The 13,773-nt window shown below is 69.8% G+C and carries 13 protein-coding genes and 3 pseudogenes; 2 read left to right on the top strand and 14 right to left on the bottom strand.

Annotated features, from left to right (window positions below; translation table 11 throughout):
• Positions 1 to 144: 144 nt before the first annotated feature.
• From BJF85_RS17380 to BJF85_RS17440, 13 genes and pseudogenes are all read right to left on the bottom strand, one after another.
• Positions 145 to 660, bottom strand: a complete 516-nt coding sequence (locus BJF85_RS17380; RefSeq protein ID WP_075849036.1) for an adenine phosphoribosyltransferase — start codon at positions 658 to 660, stop codon at positions 145 to 147.
• Positions 657 to 1,952 carry a protein translocase subunit SecF gene (secF, locus tag BJF85_RS17385; protein WP_075849037.1) on the bottom strand — a complete coding sequence of 432 codons (1,296 nt, stop codon included), beginning with the start codon at positions 1,950 to 1,952 and terminating at the stop codon, positions 657 to 659. Before secF ends, BJF85_RS17380 begins: the two co-directional genes overlap by 4 nt.
• Position 1,953: 1 nt before the next feature.
• Positions 1,954 to 3,736, bottom strand: a pseudogene (gene secD / locus BJF85_RS17390) (protein translocase subunit SecD).
• A gap of 169 nt (positions 3,737 to 3,905) precedes the next feature.
• Entirely contained in the window at positions 3,906 to 4,310 is a 405-nt protein-coding gene (yajC, locus tag BJF85_RS17395) for a preprotein translocase subunit YajC (RefSeq protein WP_075849039.1), read from the bottom strand.
• Positions 4,311 to 4,477: 167 nt separating this feature from the next.
• A complete protein-coding gene (gene ruvB / locus BJF85_RS17400) occupies positions 4,478 to 5,587 on the bottom strand; it encodes a Holliday junction branch migration DNA helicase RuvB (protein ID WP_075849041.1) in 1,110 nt (369 codons plus the stop codon).
• Positions 5,588 to 5,596: 9 nt separating this feature from the next.
• Entirely contained in the window at positions 5,597 to 6,196 is a 600-nt protein-coding gene (gene ruvA / locus BJF85_RS17405) for a Holliday junction branch migration protein RuvA (RefSeq protein ID WP_075849043.1), read from the bottom strand.
• A complete protein-coding gene (gene ruvC, locus BJF85_RS17410; protein WP_075849045.1) occupies positions 6,193 to 6,804 on the bottom strand; it encodes a crossover junction endodeoxyribonuclease RuvC in 612 nt (203 codons plus the stop codon). Before ruvC ends, ruvA begins: the two co-directional genes overlap by 4 nt.
• Before the next feature lie 113 nt (positions 6,805 to 6,917).
• Positions 6,918 to 7,892, bottom strand: coding sequence for an endonuclease/exonuclease/phosphatase family protein (locus tag BJF85_RS17415; RefSeq protein ID WP_255375711.1), 975 nt, complete (start codon positions 7,890 to 7,892; stop codon positions 6,918 to 6,920).
• A gap of 127 nt (positions 7,893 to 8,019) precedes the next feature.
• Positions 8,020 to 8,556 (bottom strand): DUF4262 domain-containing protein, encoded by a 537-nt coding sequence (locus BJF85_RS17420; protein ID WP_075849049.1) that lies wholly within the window; start codon positions 8,554 to 8,556, stop codon positions 8,020 to 8,022.
• A gap of 251 nt (positions 8,557 to 8,807) precedes the next feature.
• Positions 8,808 to 9,460 (bottom strand): annotated as a pseudogene (locus BJF85_RS17425) (YebC/PmpR family DNA-binding transcriptional regulator); the annotation flags it as partial.
• Positions 9,457 to 10,131, bottom strand: coding sequence for a pyridoxal 5'-phosphate synthase glutaminase subunit PdxT (gene pdxT / locus BJF85_RS17430; RefSeq protein WP_075849051.1), 675 nt, complete (start codon positions 10,129 to 10,131; stop codon positions 9,457 to 9,459). The pseudogene BJF85_RS17425 and the gene pdxT, both read right to left, overlap by 4 nt.
• 106 nt (positions 10,132 to 10,237) lie before the next feature.
• Positions 10,238 to 10,562 (bottom strand): annotated as a pseudogene (locus tag BJF85_RS17435) (AzlD domain-containing protein).
• Entirely contained in the window at positions 10,559 to 11,293 is a 735-nt protein-coding gene (locus BJF85_RS17440; protein ID WP_083666504.1) for an AzlC family ABC transporter permease, read from the bottom strand. The pseudogene BJF85_RS17435 and the gene BJF85_RS17440 overlap by 4 nt, the downstream one beginning before the upstream one ends.
• Positions 11,294 to 11,392: 99 nt before the next feature.
• On the opposite strand from BJF85_RS17440, the gene BJF85_RS17445 reads away from it, so the two are divergent.
• Complete coding sequence (locus BJF85_RS17445; protein WP_255375712.1) at positions 11,393 to 11,977, top strand: helix-turn-helix domain-containing protein; 585 nt, start codon at positions 11,393 to 11,395, stop codon at positions 11,975 to 11,977.
• A gap of 83 nt (positions 11,978 to 12,060) precedes the next feature.
• Here BJF85_RS17445 and BJF85_RS17450 read toward each other — a convergent pair whose 3' ends face one another.
• The gene (locus BJF85_RS17450) at positions 12,061 to 13,359 is read right to left on the bottom strand and encodes an HNH endonuclease signature motif containing protein (protein ID WP_083666505.1); all 1,299 of its coding nucleotides are present in this window, start codon (positions 13,357 to 13,359) and stop codon (positions 12,061 to 12,063) included.
• A gap of 95 nt (positions 13,360 to 13,454) precedes the next feature.
• Here BJF85_RS17450 and BJF85_RS29010 point away from each other — a divergent pair, with 95 nt between their 5' ends.
• Positions 13,455 to 13,763, top strand: coding sequence for an IS3 family transposase (locus BJF85_RS29010; protein ID WP_020501082.1), 309 nt, complete (start codon positions 13,455 to 13,457; stop codon positions 13,761 to 13,763).
• Positions 13,764 to 13,773: the final 10 nt, after the last annotated feature.

Below are 13,773 nucleotides of genomic sequence, written 5' to 3' on the forward strand. Positions count from 1 at the left end.
GCTCACCCGTACCTCCAGCTCATGCGCGCGGGTGTGTCTGCCTCCAGGGTAGACCCAGCGCGATAGCCGGCGGCGGCCCGGCGTTCACGATCGGTTGGCCGGCCGGTCACGCCCCGGCCGGCGCCGCCGTTCGCGGGCGGGTGTTCAGACCGTGCGCAGCGCGTGCAGCGGCAGGTCGCCGAGCTTGTCCCGGCCCCCGAGCGCGCTCAGTTCGAGCACCACGGCGACCGAGCGGACGTCGGCGCCCGCCTCGGCGAGCAGCTCCCGCGTCGCGGCGACCGTGCCGCCGGTGGCGAGGACGTCGTCGACGATCGCGACCCGCTGACCGGGGTGCACGGCGTCGGCCGGCAGTTCGAGCGTGGCCGTGCCGTACTCGAGCGCGTAGTCGACGCTGCCCGCGACGGTCGGCAGCTTGCCCGCCTTGCGCACGAGCGTCACGCCGATGCCCTTGGCGTAGGCGACCGCGGCCGCGAGCACGAACCCGCGCGCCTCGACCGCCGCGAGCTGGTCGACCTCGCCGACGGCCTCGGCCAGCGCGTCGATCACCACCGGGAACGCCTTCGGATGCCCGAACAGCGGCGTCAGGTCGCGGAAGACCACCCCGGGTTCGGGGAAGTCGGGCAGTTCGGCGATCTGCTCGAGCGCCTCGTCGAGGTTCATGACCGCTTCCGCTTCCCTGTCGGTGTTCCGCTGCGCCGCTGGGTGCGGTGCCGGTCCTTCGCCTTCGGCGTCCGCGCCGGCACGGTGGCCGCCGCGGCGTAGGCCCGCTCCTTGCGGAGTTCGGCCTCCAGCTGCTGGTCGTCGCCGGCGTCGAAGTAGTCGTCGTCCTCACCGGTGGCGCCGCGGGCCTTCACCCGGTCCTGGATGGCGCGGCGGTTGGCCACCCGCTCGGCCTGCTCGATGTAGGGCCGCTCGCGCATCTTGAGCGTCACGAGGATCGGGGTCGCCAGCATCACCGACGACACGACACCCACGGCCATACCCGTCAGCTGCACCAGCGCCAGGTCCTGCAACGTGCCGGAGCCGAGCAGGATGTGGCCGACGATCATCAGGCCGAGCACCGGCAGCAGCGCGATGACCGACGTGTTGATCGACCGCATCAACGTCTGGTTGAGCGCGAGGTTCGCGGCCTCGGCGTAGGTGCGCTTGGTCAGGTTGAGCAGCCCGCGGGTGTTCTCCTTGACCTTGTCGAACACGACCACCGTGTCGTACAGCGAGTAACCGAGGATCGTGAGCAGACCGATCACGGTCGCCGGCGTCACCTCGAACCCGATGAGCGCATAGACACCCGCGGTCACGACGATGTCGTGGATCAGGGTGGAGATCGCCGCCACCGCCATCCACTTCTCGAAGTAGATGACCAGGAAGATCGTCACCAGCACCATGAACACGCCGAGCGCGATCAACGCCTGCTTGGAGATCTCCCCACCCCAGGACGCGCTGACGGCGCTGTCGCTGATGATGGCCTCGTTCGGCTGCCCGCCGGCGTCGAGCGGCTGGAACTCCTCGAACAGGGCCCGCTTGGCCTCGACGATCTCGCCGCCTTCGAGCGTGCTGGTGCGCACCTGGACCGTGGCGTTCTGGCCGGTGCCGACCACCTGCGAGGCGGCCGGACGGATCCCGGTCGCCTCGCCGACGACGGCGGCGGCCGCGTCCTCGTCGATCTGCCCCTGCGCGCCCTGGGCCGGCATGGACAGTTGGGTTCCGCCCTGGAACTCGATGCCCAGGTTGAAGCCCTTGAAGCCCATCGCGCCGACACACACGAGCAGGAGCAGCGCGAACGCGACGTACCAGTACTTGCGGCGGCCGACGATGTCGAACGCACCCGTACCGGTGTAGAGCCGCTGGAAGACCGACTGCTTCTCACCGACCGGCTCGCCGGTGGCGGTGACGGCCTCGCCGGTGGGCGTGTCGGCGCCGTCCGTGGGTTCCTTCTCGTCGCTGCTGGACACCTCACGCCCCCTTCGTCTTCGTCTGGCTGATGTGGACGCCGCCGCGTCGCTGCTGGCCGAGTCGCTGCACCGTGCCCAGGCCGGACAGCTTGGGGCTGGACAGCTTCTTCGACTTGGCGACCATCGCCACGAGCGGGTGGGTCACGAGGAATACGACGATCAGGTCCAGCACGGTCGACATACCGAGCGTGAACGCGAAGCCGCGGACCTCGCCGACCGCCAGGACGTACAGCACCGCCGCACAGAGGAACATGATCGCGTCGGAGGCGAGGATCGTCCGACGCGCCCGGGCCCAGGCCCGTGGTACCGCCGATCTGAAACTCTTGCCGTCGCGCATCTCGTCCTTGAGCCGTTCGAAGTAGACGACGAACGAGTCCGCGGTGACACCGATGGCGATGATGAAGCCGGCGACGCCGGCCAGGTCGAGGGTGAAGCCGATCCACCGCCCCAGCAACACCAGCACCGCGTAGACGATCGCCCCCGACAACACCAGCGACAGCACCGTCAGCACACCGAGCATGCGGTAGTAGGCGAGACAGTAGACGAACACCAGGCGATGCCGATCGCACCGGCGATCAGGCCCGCCTCGAGCGAGGCGAGGCCGAGGGTCGGCGACACGGTCAGGGCGTCGGACGATTCGAACGACAGCGGCAGCGAGCCGTACTGGAGGATGTCGGCAAGGTTCTGCGCCTCCTCCTGCGTGAAGTCACCGCTGATCTGCGTCTGCCCGTCGGGGATGGCACTGTTGATCCGCGGCGCAGACACCACTTGGCTGTCGAGCACGAACGCGGCCGACTGGCCGACGTTCTGCGAGGTGTAGTCGGCCCAGGTCTCCGCGCCGTTGCGCAGGAACTGCAGGTTCACGACCCAGCCCTGCTGCGGGTCGTACGACGCCGTCGAGTCGTCGATCTCGGTGCCCTCGAGGAACACCGGGCCGAGGACGTACTTCTCGTTGCCGTCCTCGCTGCAGGTGACCAGCGGCAGGTTCGGGTCGTCGTTGCCGACCAGCGGGTCGTTGGGCTGGCAGGTCAGGTTCGCCATGGCCTGCTGCTGCGCCTGCTGCGCCGCGGCCGCGCCGGCCTGGTCGCCCGGCTGCGGCATCAGGGCGGGGTTCTGCCGCTCCTGCTTGGCCCGCTCGATCTCCTCGGCGATCTCCTCGTCGGTCTGCAGACCCGGGTTCGGCGTCGCGCCGTCCCCCGAGTCGCCACCGCCGCCACCGGCGGTGCCGTCGCCGTTATCGCTGTTGTCCCCCTCGCCCTGGGGCTGGCTTCCGCCGCCGCCCTGCGGGCTCTGCGCGGCACCGTCCTGGCCGCCCTCGTTCTGCTGGCCGCCCTGACCGCCGGTCTCCTCCTGCTGGTCCTGGCCGCCCTGCTGGTCCTGCTGGTTCTGCCCGCCCTGCTGTTGCACCTGCTGGGCGTTGACGACCGTGCGGAATCCGAGCTTGGCGGTCCGGCCGAGGTTCCTGGCCTGCTCGCCCTCCTCGCCGGGCACGGTGATGACGACGTTGCTGCCGTCGAGCACCACCTCGCGCCGGTGACACCGATGCCGTTGACGCGGGTCTCGATGATCTGCCGCGCCTGTTCGAGCTGCTCGTTCGACGGCTGCTCACCGTCCGGGGTTCGTGCGGTCAAGGTGACCCGGGTCCCGCCCTGCAGGTCGATCCCCAGTTTCGGCGACGGATCGCGGTCGCCGGTGAAGAACACCAGCGAGTACAGCGAGACGATGATGAGGACGAAAAAGGCGAGATAACGTCCCGGGCGGATCTTCCCGGCCGGTGGTGCCACGTCGGTGGTTCTCCTCGAGGTGTACAGCGGCTAGAGGTCGTGAGCGACGTACTCCGAACGTACGCACGCAGCACCGAGACAGTACTCGGCGCTGCGTGAACGTTGTGTACGGAGCGTCGAATTCGACCCGCCGATTCGGTGAAAAACCGACGGACGTCGCGAATTCGCTCTACTTCTTGTGCTCGAGCGGCTCGGCGACCTGCGCGCCGGAGCCGTTGCTGTCGGCCTTGCTCGACGCCGACACCTCGACGGACTCCGAGGTGTCCGCGGAGTCCGTCGAGTCCTCGACGTCGTCGGCGTCCTCGTCGTCCATCGGCTCGATGCGCTCACGAACGGCCTGACGCAGCCAGGTCGTCACGACGCCGTCGGCGATCTCGAGGTCGATGGTGCTCTCGTCGCTCGTGTCGGCGACCGTGGCGTACAGCCCGGACGTCGTCATGACGCGGTCCCCGACCGTCAGGCTGTCTTGCAGCTCCTGCTGCTGCGCCGCCATCTTCTTCTGCTTGCGCGTACCCATGATCAGCGGGACCGCGAGCACGAGCATGAGCAGGAGCGGCAGGAAAAGGCCTTCCATGGTTCTCCATTCGAAAGACGTCTCCGCCGGGAGGTACGTCCATGTTGTCTGGATGGTCAATGCCTGAGTGTGCCAGGTGTGGCCGCCCGAACGGGCGACCCCCTCGCACTGCACCTCGTTTGTCCGATCGCGAATCCGACCTCGTTCGTCCGAGTCGGATATCGGCGTCAGTCGAACAGGGTCGGCGAGCCGGTCCCGTCGGCCCCGGCCGCGTCCGGCGGGGGCGTCAGCCCGAGGTGCTCCCACGCGGTCGCCGTAGCGACGCGGCCACGCGGGGTGCGTGCGAGCATACCCGCACGCACGAGATACGGCTCACACACCTCTTCGACCGTCGTGGGCTCCTCGCCGACGGCCACGGCCAGGGTCGACACCCCGACCGGCCCGCCGCCGAACGAGCGGACGAGCGCGGTCAGCACGGCGCGGTCGAGCCGGTCGAGGCCGAGTTCGTCGACGTCGTAGACCTCGAGTGCCGCGCGGACGACCTCCAGGGTGGCCACGCCGTCGGCGCGGACCTCGGCGTAGTCGCGCACGCGGCGCAGCAGGCGGTTGGCGATCCGCGGCGTGCCCCGCGAGCGGTGCGCGATCTCGGAACGGCCGGCGTCGTCGACGGCGATGTCGAGCAGCGCCGCCGACCGGCCGACGACCTCGCCGAGCTCGTCGGGGCTGTAGAACTCCATCTGGCCGGTGAAGCCGAACCTGTCGCGCAACGGGCCGGTGAGCGAACCGGACCTGGTGGTGGCCCCGACCAGGGTGAACGGTGCGATCTCCAGGGGGATGCTGGTGGCGCCGGGCCCCTTGCCGACGACGACGTCGACACGGAAGTCCTCCATCGCCAGGTACAGCATCTCCTCGGCGGGGCGGGCGATGCGGTGGATCTCGTCGATGAACAGCACGTCGCCCTCGGCGAGGTTCGACAGCATCGCGGCCAGGTCGCCCGCCTTCTCCAGCGCAGGGCCGGACGTGATGCGGATGGCCGCGCCGAGTTCGGCGGCGATGATCATCGCGAGGCTCGTCTTGCCCAGTCCCGGCGGACCGGACAGCAGGACGTGGTCGGGCGGCACCCCGCGTTTGCGGGCGCTGTCGAGCACGAGTTGGAGCTGTTCGCGCACGCGCGGCTGGCCGACGAAATCGCCGAGCTGCTTGGGCCGCAGCGCCGTCTCGACCTCGCGGTCCCCGGTCTGCGGGAACGCCGACAGCGCGGCCTCGGCGTCCGGGTCGAGCGCGAGGTCCGGTTCGTCGCCCAGCGGTGCGGACTCGGTCATGGGGTCATCGTGCATGGTCCGGCGTCAGCGTTTCGTGCCGAGGGTGGTCAGTGCCGCGCGCAGCAGGCTCGACGTGTCGGCCTCGGGCTGGGCGGCGGCGACCTTGTCGACCGCCTGCTCGGCCTGCTTGGCGGCGAAGCCGAGCCCGGCGAGCGCCTCGACGACCTCGGTGCGGACCGCGCCGGCCGCGTGCTGGGGTTCGACGCCCGCCGCCGTGGGTTCGGCAGCCAGCACCTTGTCGCGCAGTTCGAGCGTGAGCCGTTCCGCGCCCTTCCGCCCGATGCCGGGCACCTGGGTCAGGACCGTGATGTTGCCGTCGGCGAGCGCCGTGCGCAGCTGGTCCGGGTCGAGCACGGCGAGCGCGGCGAGCGCGAGCCGCGGCCCGATTCCCGAGACGGTCTGCAGCAGCGTGAACAGGTCCCGCGCCTCGGTGTCGGCGAAGCCGAACAGCGTGAGCGAGTCCTCGCGCACGACGAGCGAGGTCGCGAGCCGCGCCTGTTCCCCGCGGCGCAGGGTGGCCAGCGTCGCGGGCGTGGCCTGCACGGCCATCCCGACGCCGCCGACCTCGACGACCGCGTGGTCCAGTCCGATCGACAGGACCTCCCCCTTCACCGAGGCGATCACCGGCGTGTCTCCCTTCGCGTGTGCGGCGTCCCGGCCCGCTGCGCGCCGCGTTCCTTGGCCGCGGCGGCGAGTTTGGCCTTGTGCGCCTTGGCCAGTGCGGCCGCGCGGGCCTCGGCCTCGGCGAGCCGGCCGCGCATGGGCTCGCGCCAGAGGTGGCAGATGGCCAGCGCGAGCGCGTCGGCGGCGTCGGCGGGTTTGGGGCGCGACTCGAGTTTCAGCAGCCGGGTCACCATGCCGGTGACCTGCTCCTTGTCGGCGCGGCCCGATCCGGTGACGGCGGCCTTGATCTCGCTCGGCGTGTGGAACACGACCGGCAGTCCGCGGCGCGCGGCACCGAGGGCGACCACGCCGCCAGCCTGCGCGGTGCCCATCGCGGTGCGCACGTTGTGCTGGCTGAACACGCGCTCGACGGCGATCGCCTCGGGCCGGTAGGTCTCGAGCCACTCCTCCACGGCGTCCGAGATCTGCAGCAGCCGCCGGGACAGCTCGTCCTCGGCCGGGGTGCGGACGACGTCGACGGCCACGCACGTCACCTGGCGACCGGTACCGCCGTCGACGACACCGAGGCCGCAGCGGGTCAGTCCGGGGTCCACGCCCAGCACGCGCAACGGGTCTCCCCCTGTCCGGGAACATCAGTTCGAGGTCGCCAGACTACCGGCAGGGGTGCGGGCGGTGCCCGCAGGCGCGCCGAGCTCGGCCCGGTGCGCCTGCGAGGCTCCGATCACGCCCGGCCGAGGTCCACGAGCGCCTGGACGGGCAGGTGGTCGGACGGGTAGCGGCCGTCGATGCGGAACGGGTTGAGCGCCACCTCACGGGTCACGGCGTCACCACCGGTGAGGATCCAGTCGATCCGGTCGCCGCCGTCGACGGGGTCTCCGTAGTTGGGGAACGTGCCCCACTCCGGTGTCAGGCGCCGGCCGGTGTTCCACGTGTCGACGAGGCCGTCGTCGACGAGCACGTCGTAGGCCCCTCCCCCACCTGCCGGGCTGTTGAAGTCGCCGAGGACGAGCACCGGGTCGTCGCCTGCGACGTCGCGGACCCTGTCCCGCAGCAGTTCGGCGCTGCGCACGCGCGAGTACTCGGAGACGTGGTCGAAGTGCGTGTTGGCCACGACGAACTCGACGCCGGTGCGTCGGTCGGCCATCCGCACCCACGACACCATGCGCACGACGGCGTTGCCCCAGGTCACCGAGCCGATGACGTGCGGGGTGTCGGACAGCCAGAAGTGGTCGAACGCGAGCGGTTCGAGGCGGTCGGCGTCGAAGTGGATGGAGCAGAACTCGTCCTCGCTGCCGCCCTGCCGGCCGAGCCCGATGCTGTCGTAGTGGGCGGGCAGCGCTGCGTCGACCTGCTTGACCTGCTCGTACAGCGCTTCCTGCACGCCGAGGACGGTGGGCTGTTCGACGGCGAGGAACTCGGCCAGCACCGGCAGCCGGTCGGTCCACGAGTCGTCGCTGCCTGCGGGCGCGCCGATGTCGACGCGGATGTTGAACGACGCCACGTGCAGGGTGTCGCCGTTGGCCGGGCCGATGAGCGCGGCACCGCGCCCGGCGCCCTGCGGCGGCCGGTCGGGTGCGGTGGTGGCCGCCTGTGCGGTGCCTGCGGTCGCGGCCAGCCCCGCGGTACCGAGTGCGCCGAGCGCTCCCGCGGTCAGTGCCTTCCTGCGCGTCACGTCCATGTCCGGTGCCCTTTCCACGTCGGCCGTCGGTCGTGGGCAACGGTGCCGAGGTGGCGTGTGCGGAACCGGTCGGCAGGTCGACCGGCGCGGAAAATCGGACAGAACAGAAAATGATCAGTGGCGCAGGCTCTGCAGCCGCGCAGCCTCAGGGGCCGTCGACGCCGGGGGTCCAGCTCTCGGGTTCACCGCTGGCGGTCAGCACGGGCTGCCAGGACGCGAAGCCCTCGGGGGCGGCGTTGGTCCACGGCCAGTGCCCGTCGGGGGTGGGCACGATGATCTGCAGTGCCGGGAAGTCGCCCTCGGGGTAGACCGCGAAGGCGCTGCCGAAGAACTCGGGGTAGTGCCCGGGCGCGACCTGCTCGAACGTGACGGGAACGCCGTCGAAGAAGTCGTGGTACAGCTCGCCGCAGCGGAACTGTTCGCCGGTGGCGGCGCGGTCGACGTAGGCGTCGAGCAGCACGGGCGCGAGCTGGGGCGGCAGGCCGACGACGACGGCCTCGGGGACGCTGTGCATGGCCCAGGCGCACACGGTGAAGGAGTATCCGGCGCCGCGTTCGTCGCCCGCGACGTTGATGACCGCGTTCCCGCGTCGTTCGGCTTCGCCGACGATCCACTCGCGCAGGTCGTCGACGGGGTCTGCGGCGTTCGCCGGCTCCGGTGTCTCGACAGTCACGGCGTGCATTCTGCCGTACGTCTGCCACCGGTTCCCACCACCCGGCGCGAGAAATCTGCCACCGGTCGCCGGGGTTCGGTCGAATTACGTTGCGGCGCAACGAGAATCCGCCCGACAGCACAGGTGTGCCGCCGGGCGGATTCGGTCTTGACAGGTGTTGGTCAGGCGGTGGCCTCGGCCATGACCTCGTCGCTGACGTCGAAGTTGGCGTAGACGTTCTGCACGTCGTCGGAGTCCTCGAGCGCGTCGATCAGCTTGAAGATCTTCTTCGCGCCTTCGGCGTCGAGGGGCACGCTGACGGACGGCTGGAAGCTGAGTTCGGCCGATTCGTAGTCGTAGCCGGCTTCCTGCAGCGCGGTGCGGACGGCGACGAGGTCGCCGGGCTCGCAGACGATCTCGAAGCTCTCGCCGAGGTCGTTGACCTCCTCGGCGCCGGCGTCGAGGACGGCCATGAGCACGTCGTCCTCGCTGGTGCCGGCCGACGACATGAGCACGATGCCTTGCGGGAGAACAGGTAGGACACCGAGCCGGGGTCGGCGAGCGAGCCGCCGTTACGGGTCAGCGCGGTGCGCACCTCGCTGGCGGCCCGGTTCTTGTTGTCGGTGAGACATTCGATGAGCACGGCGACGCCGTTCGCGCCGTAGCCCTCGTACATGATCTCTTCCCAGTCGGCGCCGCCGGCTTCCTCACCGGCGCCGCGCTTGCGCGCGCGCTCGACGTTGTCGGCCGGAACCGAGTTCTTCTTCGCCTTCTGGATGGCGTCGAAGAGCGTCGGGTTCCCCTCGGGGTCTCCCCCGCCGGTCCGCGCGGCGACCTCGATGTTCTTGATCAACTTCGCGAACAGCTTGCCACGCTTGGCGTCGAGGGCGGCCTTCTTGTGCTTTGTGGTCGCCCACTTGGAGTGGCCGCTCATCTCTCCTCCAGATCTACGTTGTCGTCCGTGGGACGGCCCGTCGTCCGCGTACTGTCGTGCGCGATGTCCACGAACAGCCGGTGCACTCGCTCGTCCCCGGTGAGTTCGGGGTGGAACGCGGTGGCGAGGATCGGGCCTTGCCGCACGGCGACGATCCTATCGGCAGCGTCGGTGGCGTCGGCGACGCTGCCGTCGGCGGTGTGCGACACGGTGGCAAGCACCTCGACACCGTCGCCGACCTTCTCCACCCACGGGGCGCGGATGAACACCGCACGCGTGGGGCCGCCGGGGAAGTCGACGTCGGTCTCGAACGAGTCGACCTGTCGGCCGAAGGCGTTGCGTCGCACGATGACGTCGAGGGCACCGAGTTGTCGCTGGTCGGGGCGTCCGTCGAGCACCTGGCGGGCCAGCAGGATCATGCCGGCGCACGATCCGTAGGCGGGCATGCCGGCGGCCAGGCGGGCGCGGATCGGCTCGAGCAGGTCGAACGTCACCAGCAGGCGGGACATGGTGGTCGACTCCCCGCCCGTTAGGACGAGTGCGTCGACGGCGTCGAGTTCCTCGGGCCTACGGACCGGTACCGCGCGCGCTCCGGCGCGTTCGAGCGCGCCCGCGTGTTCGCGCACGTCGCCCTGCAGAGCGAGCACACCGATCGTCAGCCGGTCGGTCACGACACCCCTTCGGTCGTTTCGGGGAAACCGCAGGTCGCGGTTGACCCACCCTACCCGGGCGTGGTGTCCGAACCCCGACGCCGGTCGCCGGGCACTGCCTCCGGTGTTACGGGACACCGAGCAGGCGCAGGCCTGCGGCGGTGGCCGCGGCGGCGAGGACGACCACGACGAACGGCGCCTTGCGCCAGGCCAGGATGCCGCCGACGGCGACGCCGGCGGGGCGGGCGACGCCGGCGAACTCGCCCGTCCTCGAGGAGGGCGGAGGTGGCGACGAGGGCGGCGAGAAGGACGACGGCGGCGGTGGCCATGAGGTGTTCGGCGCGGTCGGACAGCTCGATGCGGCTGCGCAGCGCGGGGCCGGCGTAGCGGAAGGCGAAGGTGCCGGCGCCGAGGACGAGGGTGGCGGCGATGAGCACGAACGGGCTGATCACGACGCACCCTCCCGATTCGCCTCCGACGCGGCGGTTTTGTTGGTTTTGTCCGGTGTGCCGCCGAGGGTGACGAGCACGCCGGCGAGGGCGAGCAGGACGGGCACGCCGGGCGGCAGCAGTGGCGCGGAGGCCAGGGCGACGACGACGCCGACGAGGACGGCGAGTCGGGTGGTGCGGTCTTTCAGGGACGGCAGGACGAGGGCGAGCAGGACGGCGGGAAAGGCGGCGTCGAGGCCGAGGGCGTCGGTGTCGGAGATGACGGTGCCGCCGAAGGCGCCGGCGACGACGCCGAGGTTCCAGCAGACGAACAGGGCGATGCCGCAGGTCCAGAAGGCGGCGCGGCGGCGTTGGGCGTCCTGCTGGGACAGCGCGAAGGCGACGGTTTCGTCGATCATGAGGTGGGCGCCGACGATGCGGCGGGTGCGGCCGCGGCCGAACACGTCGCCGACCGCGAAACCGAACGGCAGGTGTCGGGCGTTGACCAGCAGGCCGGCCAGGACAGCGGCGATGGGGTTGCCGCCGGAGGTGATCAGGCCGACGAACATGAACTGTGCGGCGCCGGCGAAGACGATCACGGACATGAGCATGGGTAGCCACAGCGGTAGGCCGGAGCTGACGGCGATGGCGCCGAATGACGCGGCGACCAGGCCGTTGGCGGCGCACACGAGGAGCACGTCGCGCAGGAGGCCGGGGCCGAGCCGGTTTGTTAGTGTTCGCCATATCGAACGCATCGCCTGCCATAGTGAACACCGGGCGGGGTGTTCGTCAAGCCGAACGATCGGACCGCTGGAGCGAACGACATGGTGAAACCGGACGACGCAGTGAATCCGGTGGACGCAGTGGAGTCGGACGGGGTTGAGCAGCGTCGGGGGTCGCCGTTGGCCCACATCGCGGCGGCGTTGCGCCGGGAGCGTGGCAGGGCGGGGTTGTCGCTGTCGGAGTTGGCGAAGAAGGCCGGTGTGGCGAAGTCGACGTTGTCGCAGCTCGAGTCGGGCGGGGGGAATCCGAGTGTCGAGACGTTGTGGGCGTTGAGTGTGGCGTTGGATGTGGCGTTCGCGGCGTTGGTGCAGCCGGCGCAGCCGCAGGTGAGATTGGTGCGGGCGGGTGAGGGTCCAAGGTTTGCGGCGGACCGGGCGGACTATCTGGCGACGGTGTTGTCGACGTGTCCGCCGAATGCGCGCCGCGATCTGTACCTGATCACGGCGGAGCCCGATTCGGCGCGCGAGTCGGATCCGCACATGCCGGGCGTGGTGGAGCATGTGGTGCTCAGCACGGGGCGCGCGTTGGTCGGTCCGACGGATGATCCGGTGGAGCTGGCCCCGGGTGATTACATTTCGTATCCCGGCGATCTGCCGCACGTGTTCCGTGCGTTGGAGCCGGGCACCGCGGCGGTTCTGGTGTCGGAACACGTGTGAGGCGGCGGTTCAGAACGGCGGCGGTTCGTCCTGGTCGGGTGGCCCGCCGGCCTGTTGACCGGGTGGCGGTTTCGGGTTCGCGATCAGGACGGGTGTCCGCCGTCCGGTGTGGACGGTGCCGAGTGGCGTTGTGACGGTTGCCGTGCCGCGGCCGGGTCGTGCGTGGTGATCCAGCCGGGGGTGTTTTTCATGCGGTGGTGTCGGCGGCAGCGTGCGGTGAGGTTGTCCAGCGAGGTGGGGCCGTTGTCACGGGTCCATTCCTGTTCGTGGTCGGTGTCGCAGTGTCGTGCTGGTCGGTGACACCAGGGGATGACGCATTCGCGGTCTCGGACGCGCATGGCTTCGCGGATCGTGGTGCTGGGCCGGTAGCGAGATCGTCCGAGGTCGACCGGGTTGCCGGTGGCGGGATCGCAGAGCACCTTCCGCCAGGTCGACTTCGGGTTGGCCGCGATCTCTCGGCCGATGGCACCGGGGATGGGCCCGTAGCCGTCCAGCTCGACCCCGGACTCGGAGATCGACAGGGCGGTGTCGACGGGCATGTGCACGTAGACCACCGCAGACACCTCGGGAGCCTTAGCGCCGGGATCGTTGCCCAGCAGCAGGTCAGCAACCACGTCCGCACGCAACTGGTCATAGGTTCGCTCGTGCCCATCACGCTTACGTTGCCGAGCCAGCGAGTCGACCCGCGCGTAGCAGGCGGCGGCGACCTCCGACCGCATGGTGGTCACGAGCCGGGACTGGCAGTTCTCCCCGTGCTCCAACGTGACCTTGCGCCCCTGGTCAGCCTTCCGCGCACGCTCAACGCGCCCCGCAGGATCAACCTTGTCAACGAGCCGTCGAACCGCCCGAACCAGATTGTGGGGTAACCACATGGTCTCGGCAGCCGAGGAAAGCTTGTCGGCCAACAACGAGTCGACCTCGCGAGCCTGCGAGTCGGACAACACACCGGTCACATCAACGACGCGGGATGCGGCGTAATACTCGACTTTCCCGTCCTCCATCAGCGACAACAGCCGAGGCATCCGCGACACCAACGACACGGCCGTATGCACCCGCCCGAGAACAAACTCCCGCGAGGCCCGACACTCCGGCACCAACGACTCGGCAAACCACGACAACTCGCCCTCGTCCGACGGCGCAGCCGAGGCCAACAGGCTCATCTCCTCAGCATCAATCCGTGCCCGCCGCACCCGAAGCGACTGCACAGACTGAACAACAGATCCACCACTGGCCACCAGCCCATAATACCAAACACCAGTTCGACGAACAATCAAAACGTCAACCCGACAGAACCCGGGGCCGAGCGAAGCAATGGCCCCCACACAAAGCCCCCAACGCAACCACCCACCCAACCCAAACAAACCCCCGCCCCGGAGTGTCATCCCGTCGACCTAAACAGCAACCATCACGGGGCTGCTGAAGGGGTGTGTGACATCTGAGTTCGCTTGCCGAGAGGTGGGCGTGGAAGGATGCCACTGTGCCCAAGCCGTATCCCCGTGAGTTCCGTGAGGACGTCGTCCGGGTCGCGCGTAACCGCGAGTCTGGTGTGACTTTGGCGCAGGTCGCCGCGGACTTCGGTGTTCACGAGATGACGTTGCAGAAGTGGTTGCGTCAGGCTGATGTCGAGGACGGCGCCAAGCCGGGTGTGTCCTCGGATGCGGCGGCTGAGTTGCGGGAGCTCAAACGGCGTAACCGGTTGTTGGAGCAGGAGAACGAGGTGTTGCGTCGGGCTGCGGCGTACTTGTCGCAGGGCAACCTGCCGGGAAAAGGCTCTACCCGCTCGTAAGGGAGTTGGC

The sequence above is a fragment of the Saccharomonospora sp. CUA-673 genome, assembly GCF_001942305.1.
Classification (GTDB): Bacteria; Actinomycetota; Actinomycetes; order Mycobacteriales; family Pseudonocardiaceae; genus Prauserella.

What these genes read in the sequence shown, in the direction of transcription:
- BJF85_RS17380 (WP_075849036.1), bottom strand. Translation starts at nt 660, where the DNA reads ATGAACCTCGACGAGGCGCTCGAGCAGATCGCCGAACTGCCCGACTTC.
- yajC (WP_075849039.1), bottom strand. Translation starts at nt 4,310, where the DNA reads ATGGAAGGCCTTTTCCTGCCGCTCCTGCTCATGCTCGTGCTCGCGGTC.
- ruvB (WP_075849041.1), bottom strand. Translation starts at nt 5,587, where the DNA reads ATGCACGATGACCCCATGACCGAGTCCGCACCGCTGGGCGACGAACCG.
- BJF85_RS17420 (WP_075849049.1), bottom strand. Translation starts at nt 8,556, where the DNA reads ATGCACGCCGTGACTGTCGAGACACCGGAGCCGGCGAACGCCGCAGAC.
- BJF85_RS17440 (WP_083666504.1), bottom strand. Translation starts at nt 11,293, where the DNA reads ATGCGTTCGATATGGCGAACACTAACAAACCGGCTCGGCCCCGGCCTC.
- BJF85_RS17450 (WP_083666505.1), bottom strand. Translation starts at nt 13,359, where the DNA reads ATGACACTCCGGGGCGGGGGTTTGTTTGGGTTGGGTGGGTGGTTGCGT.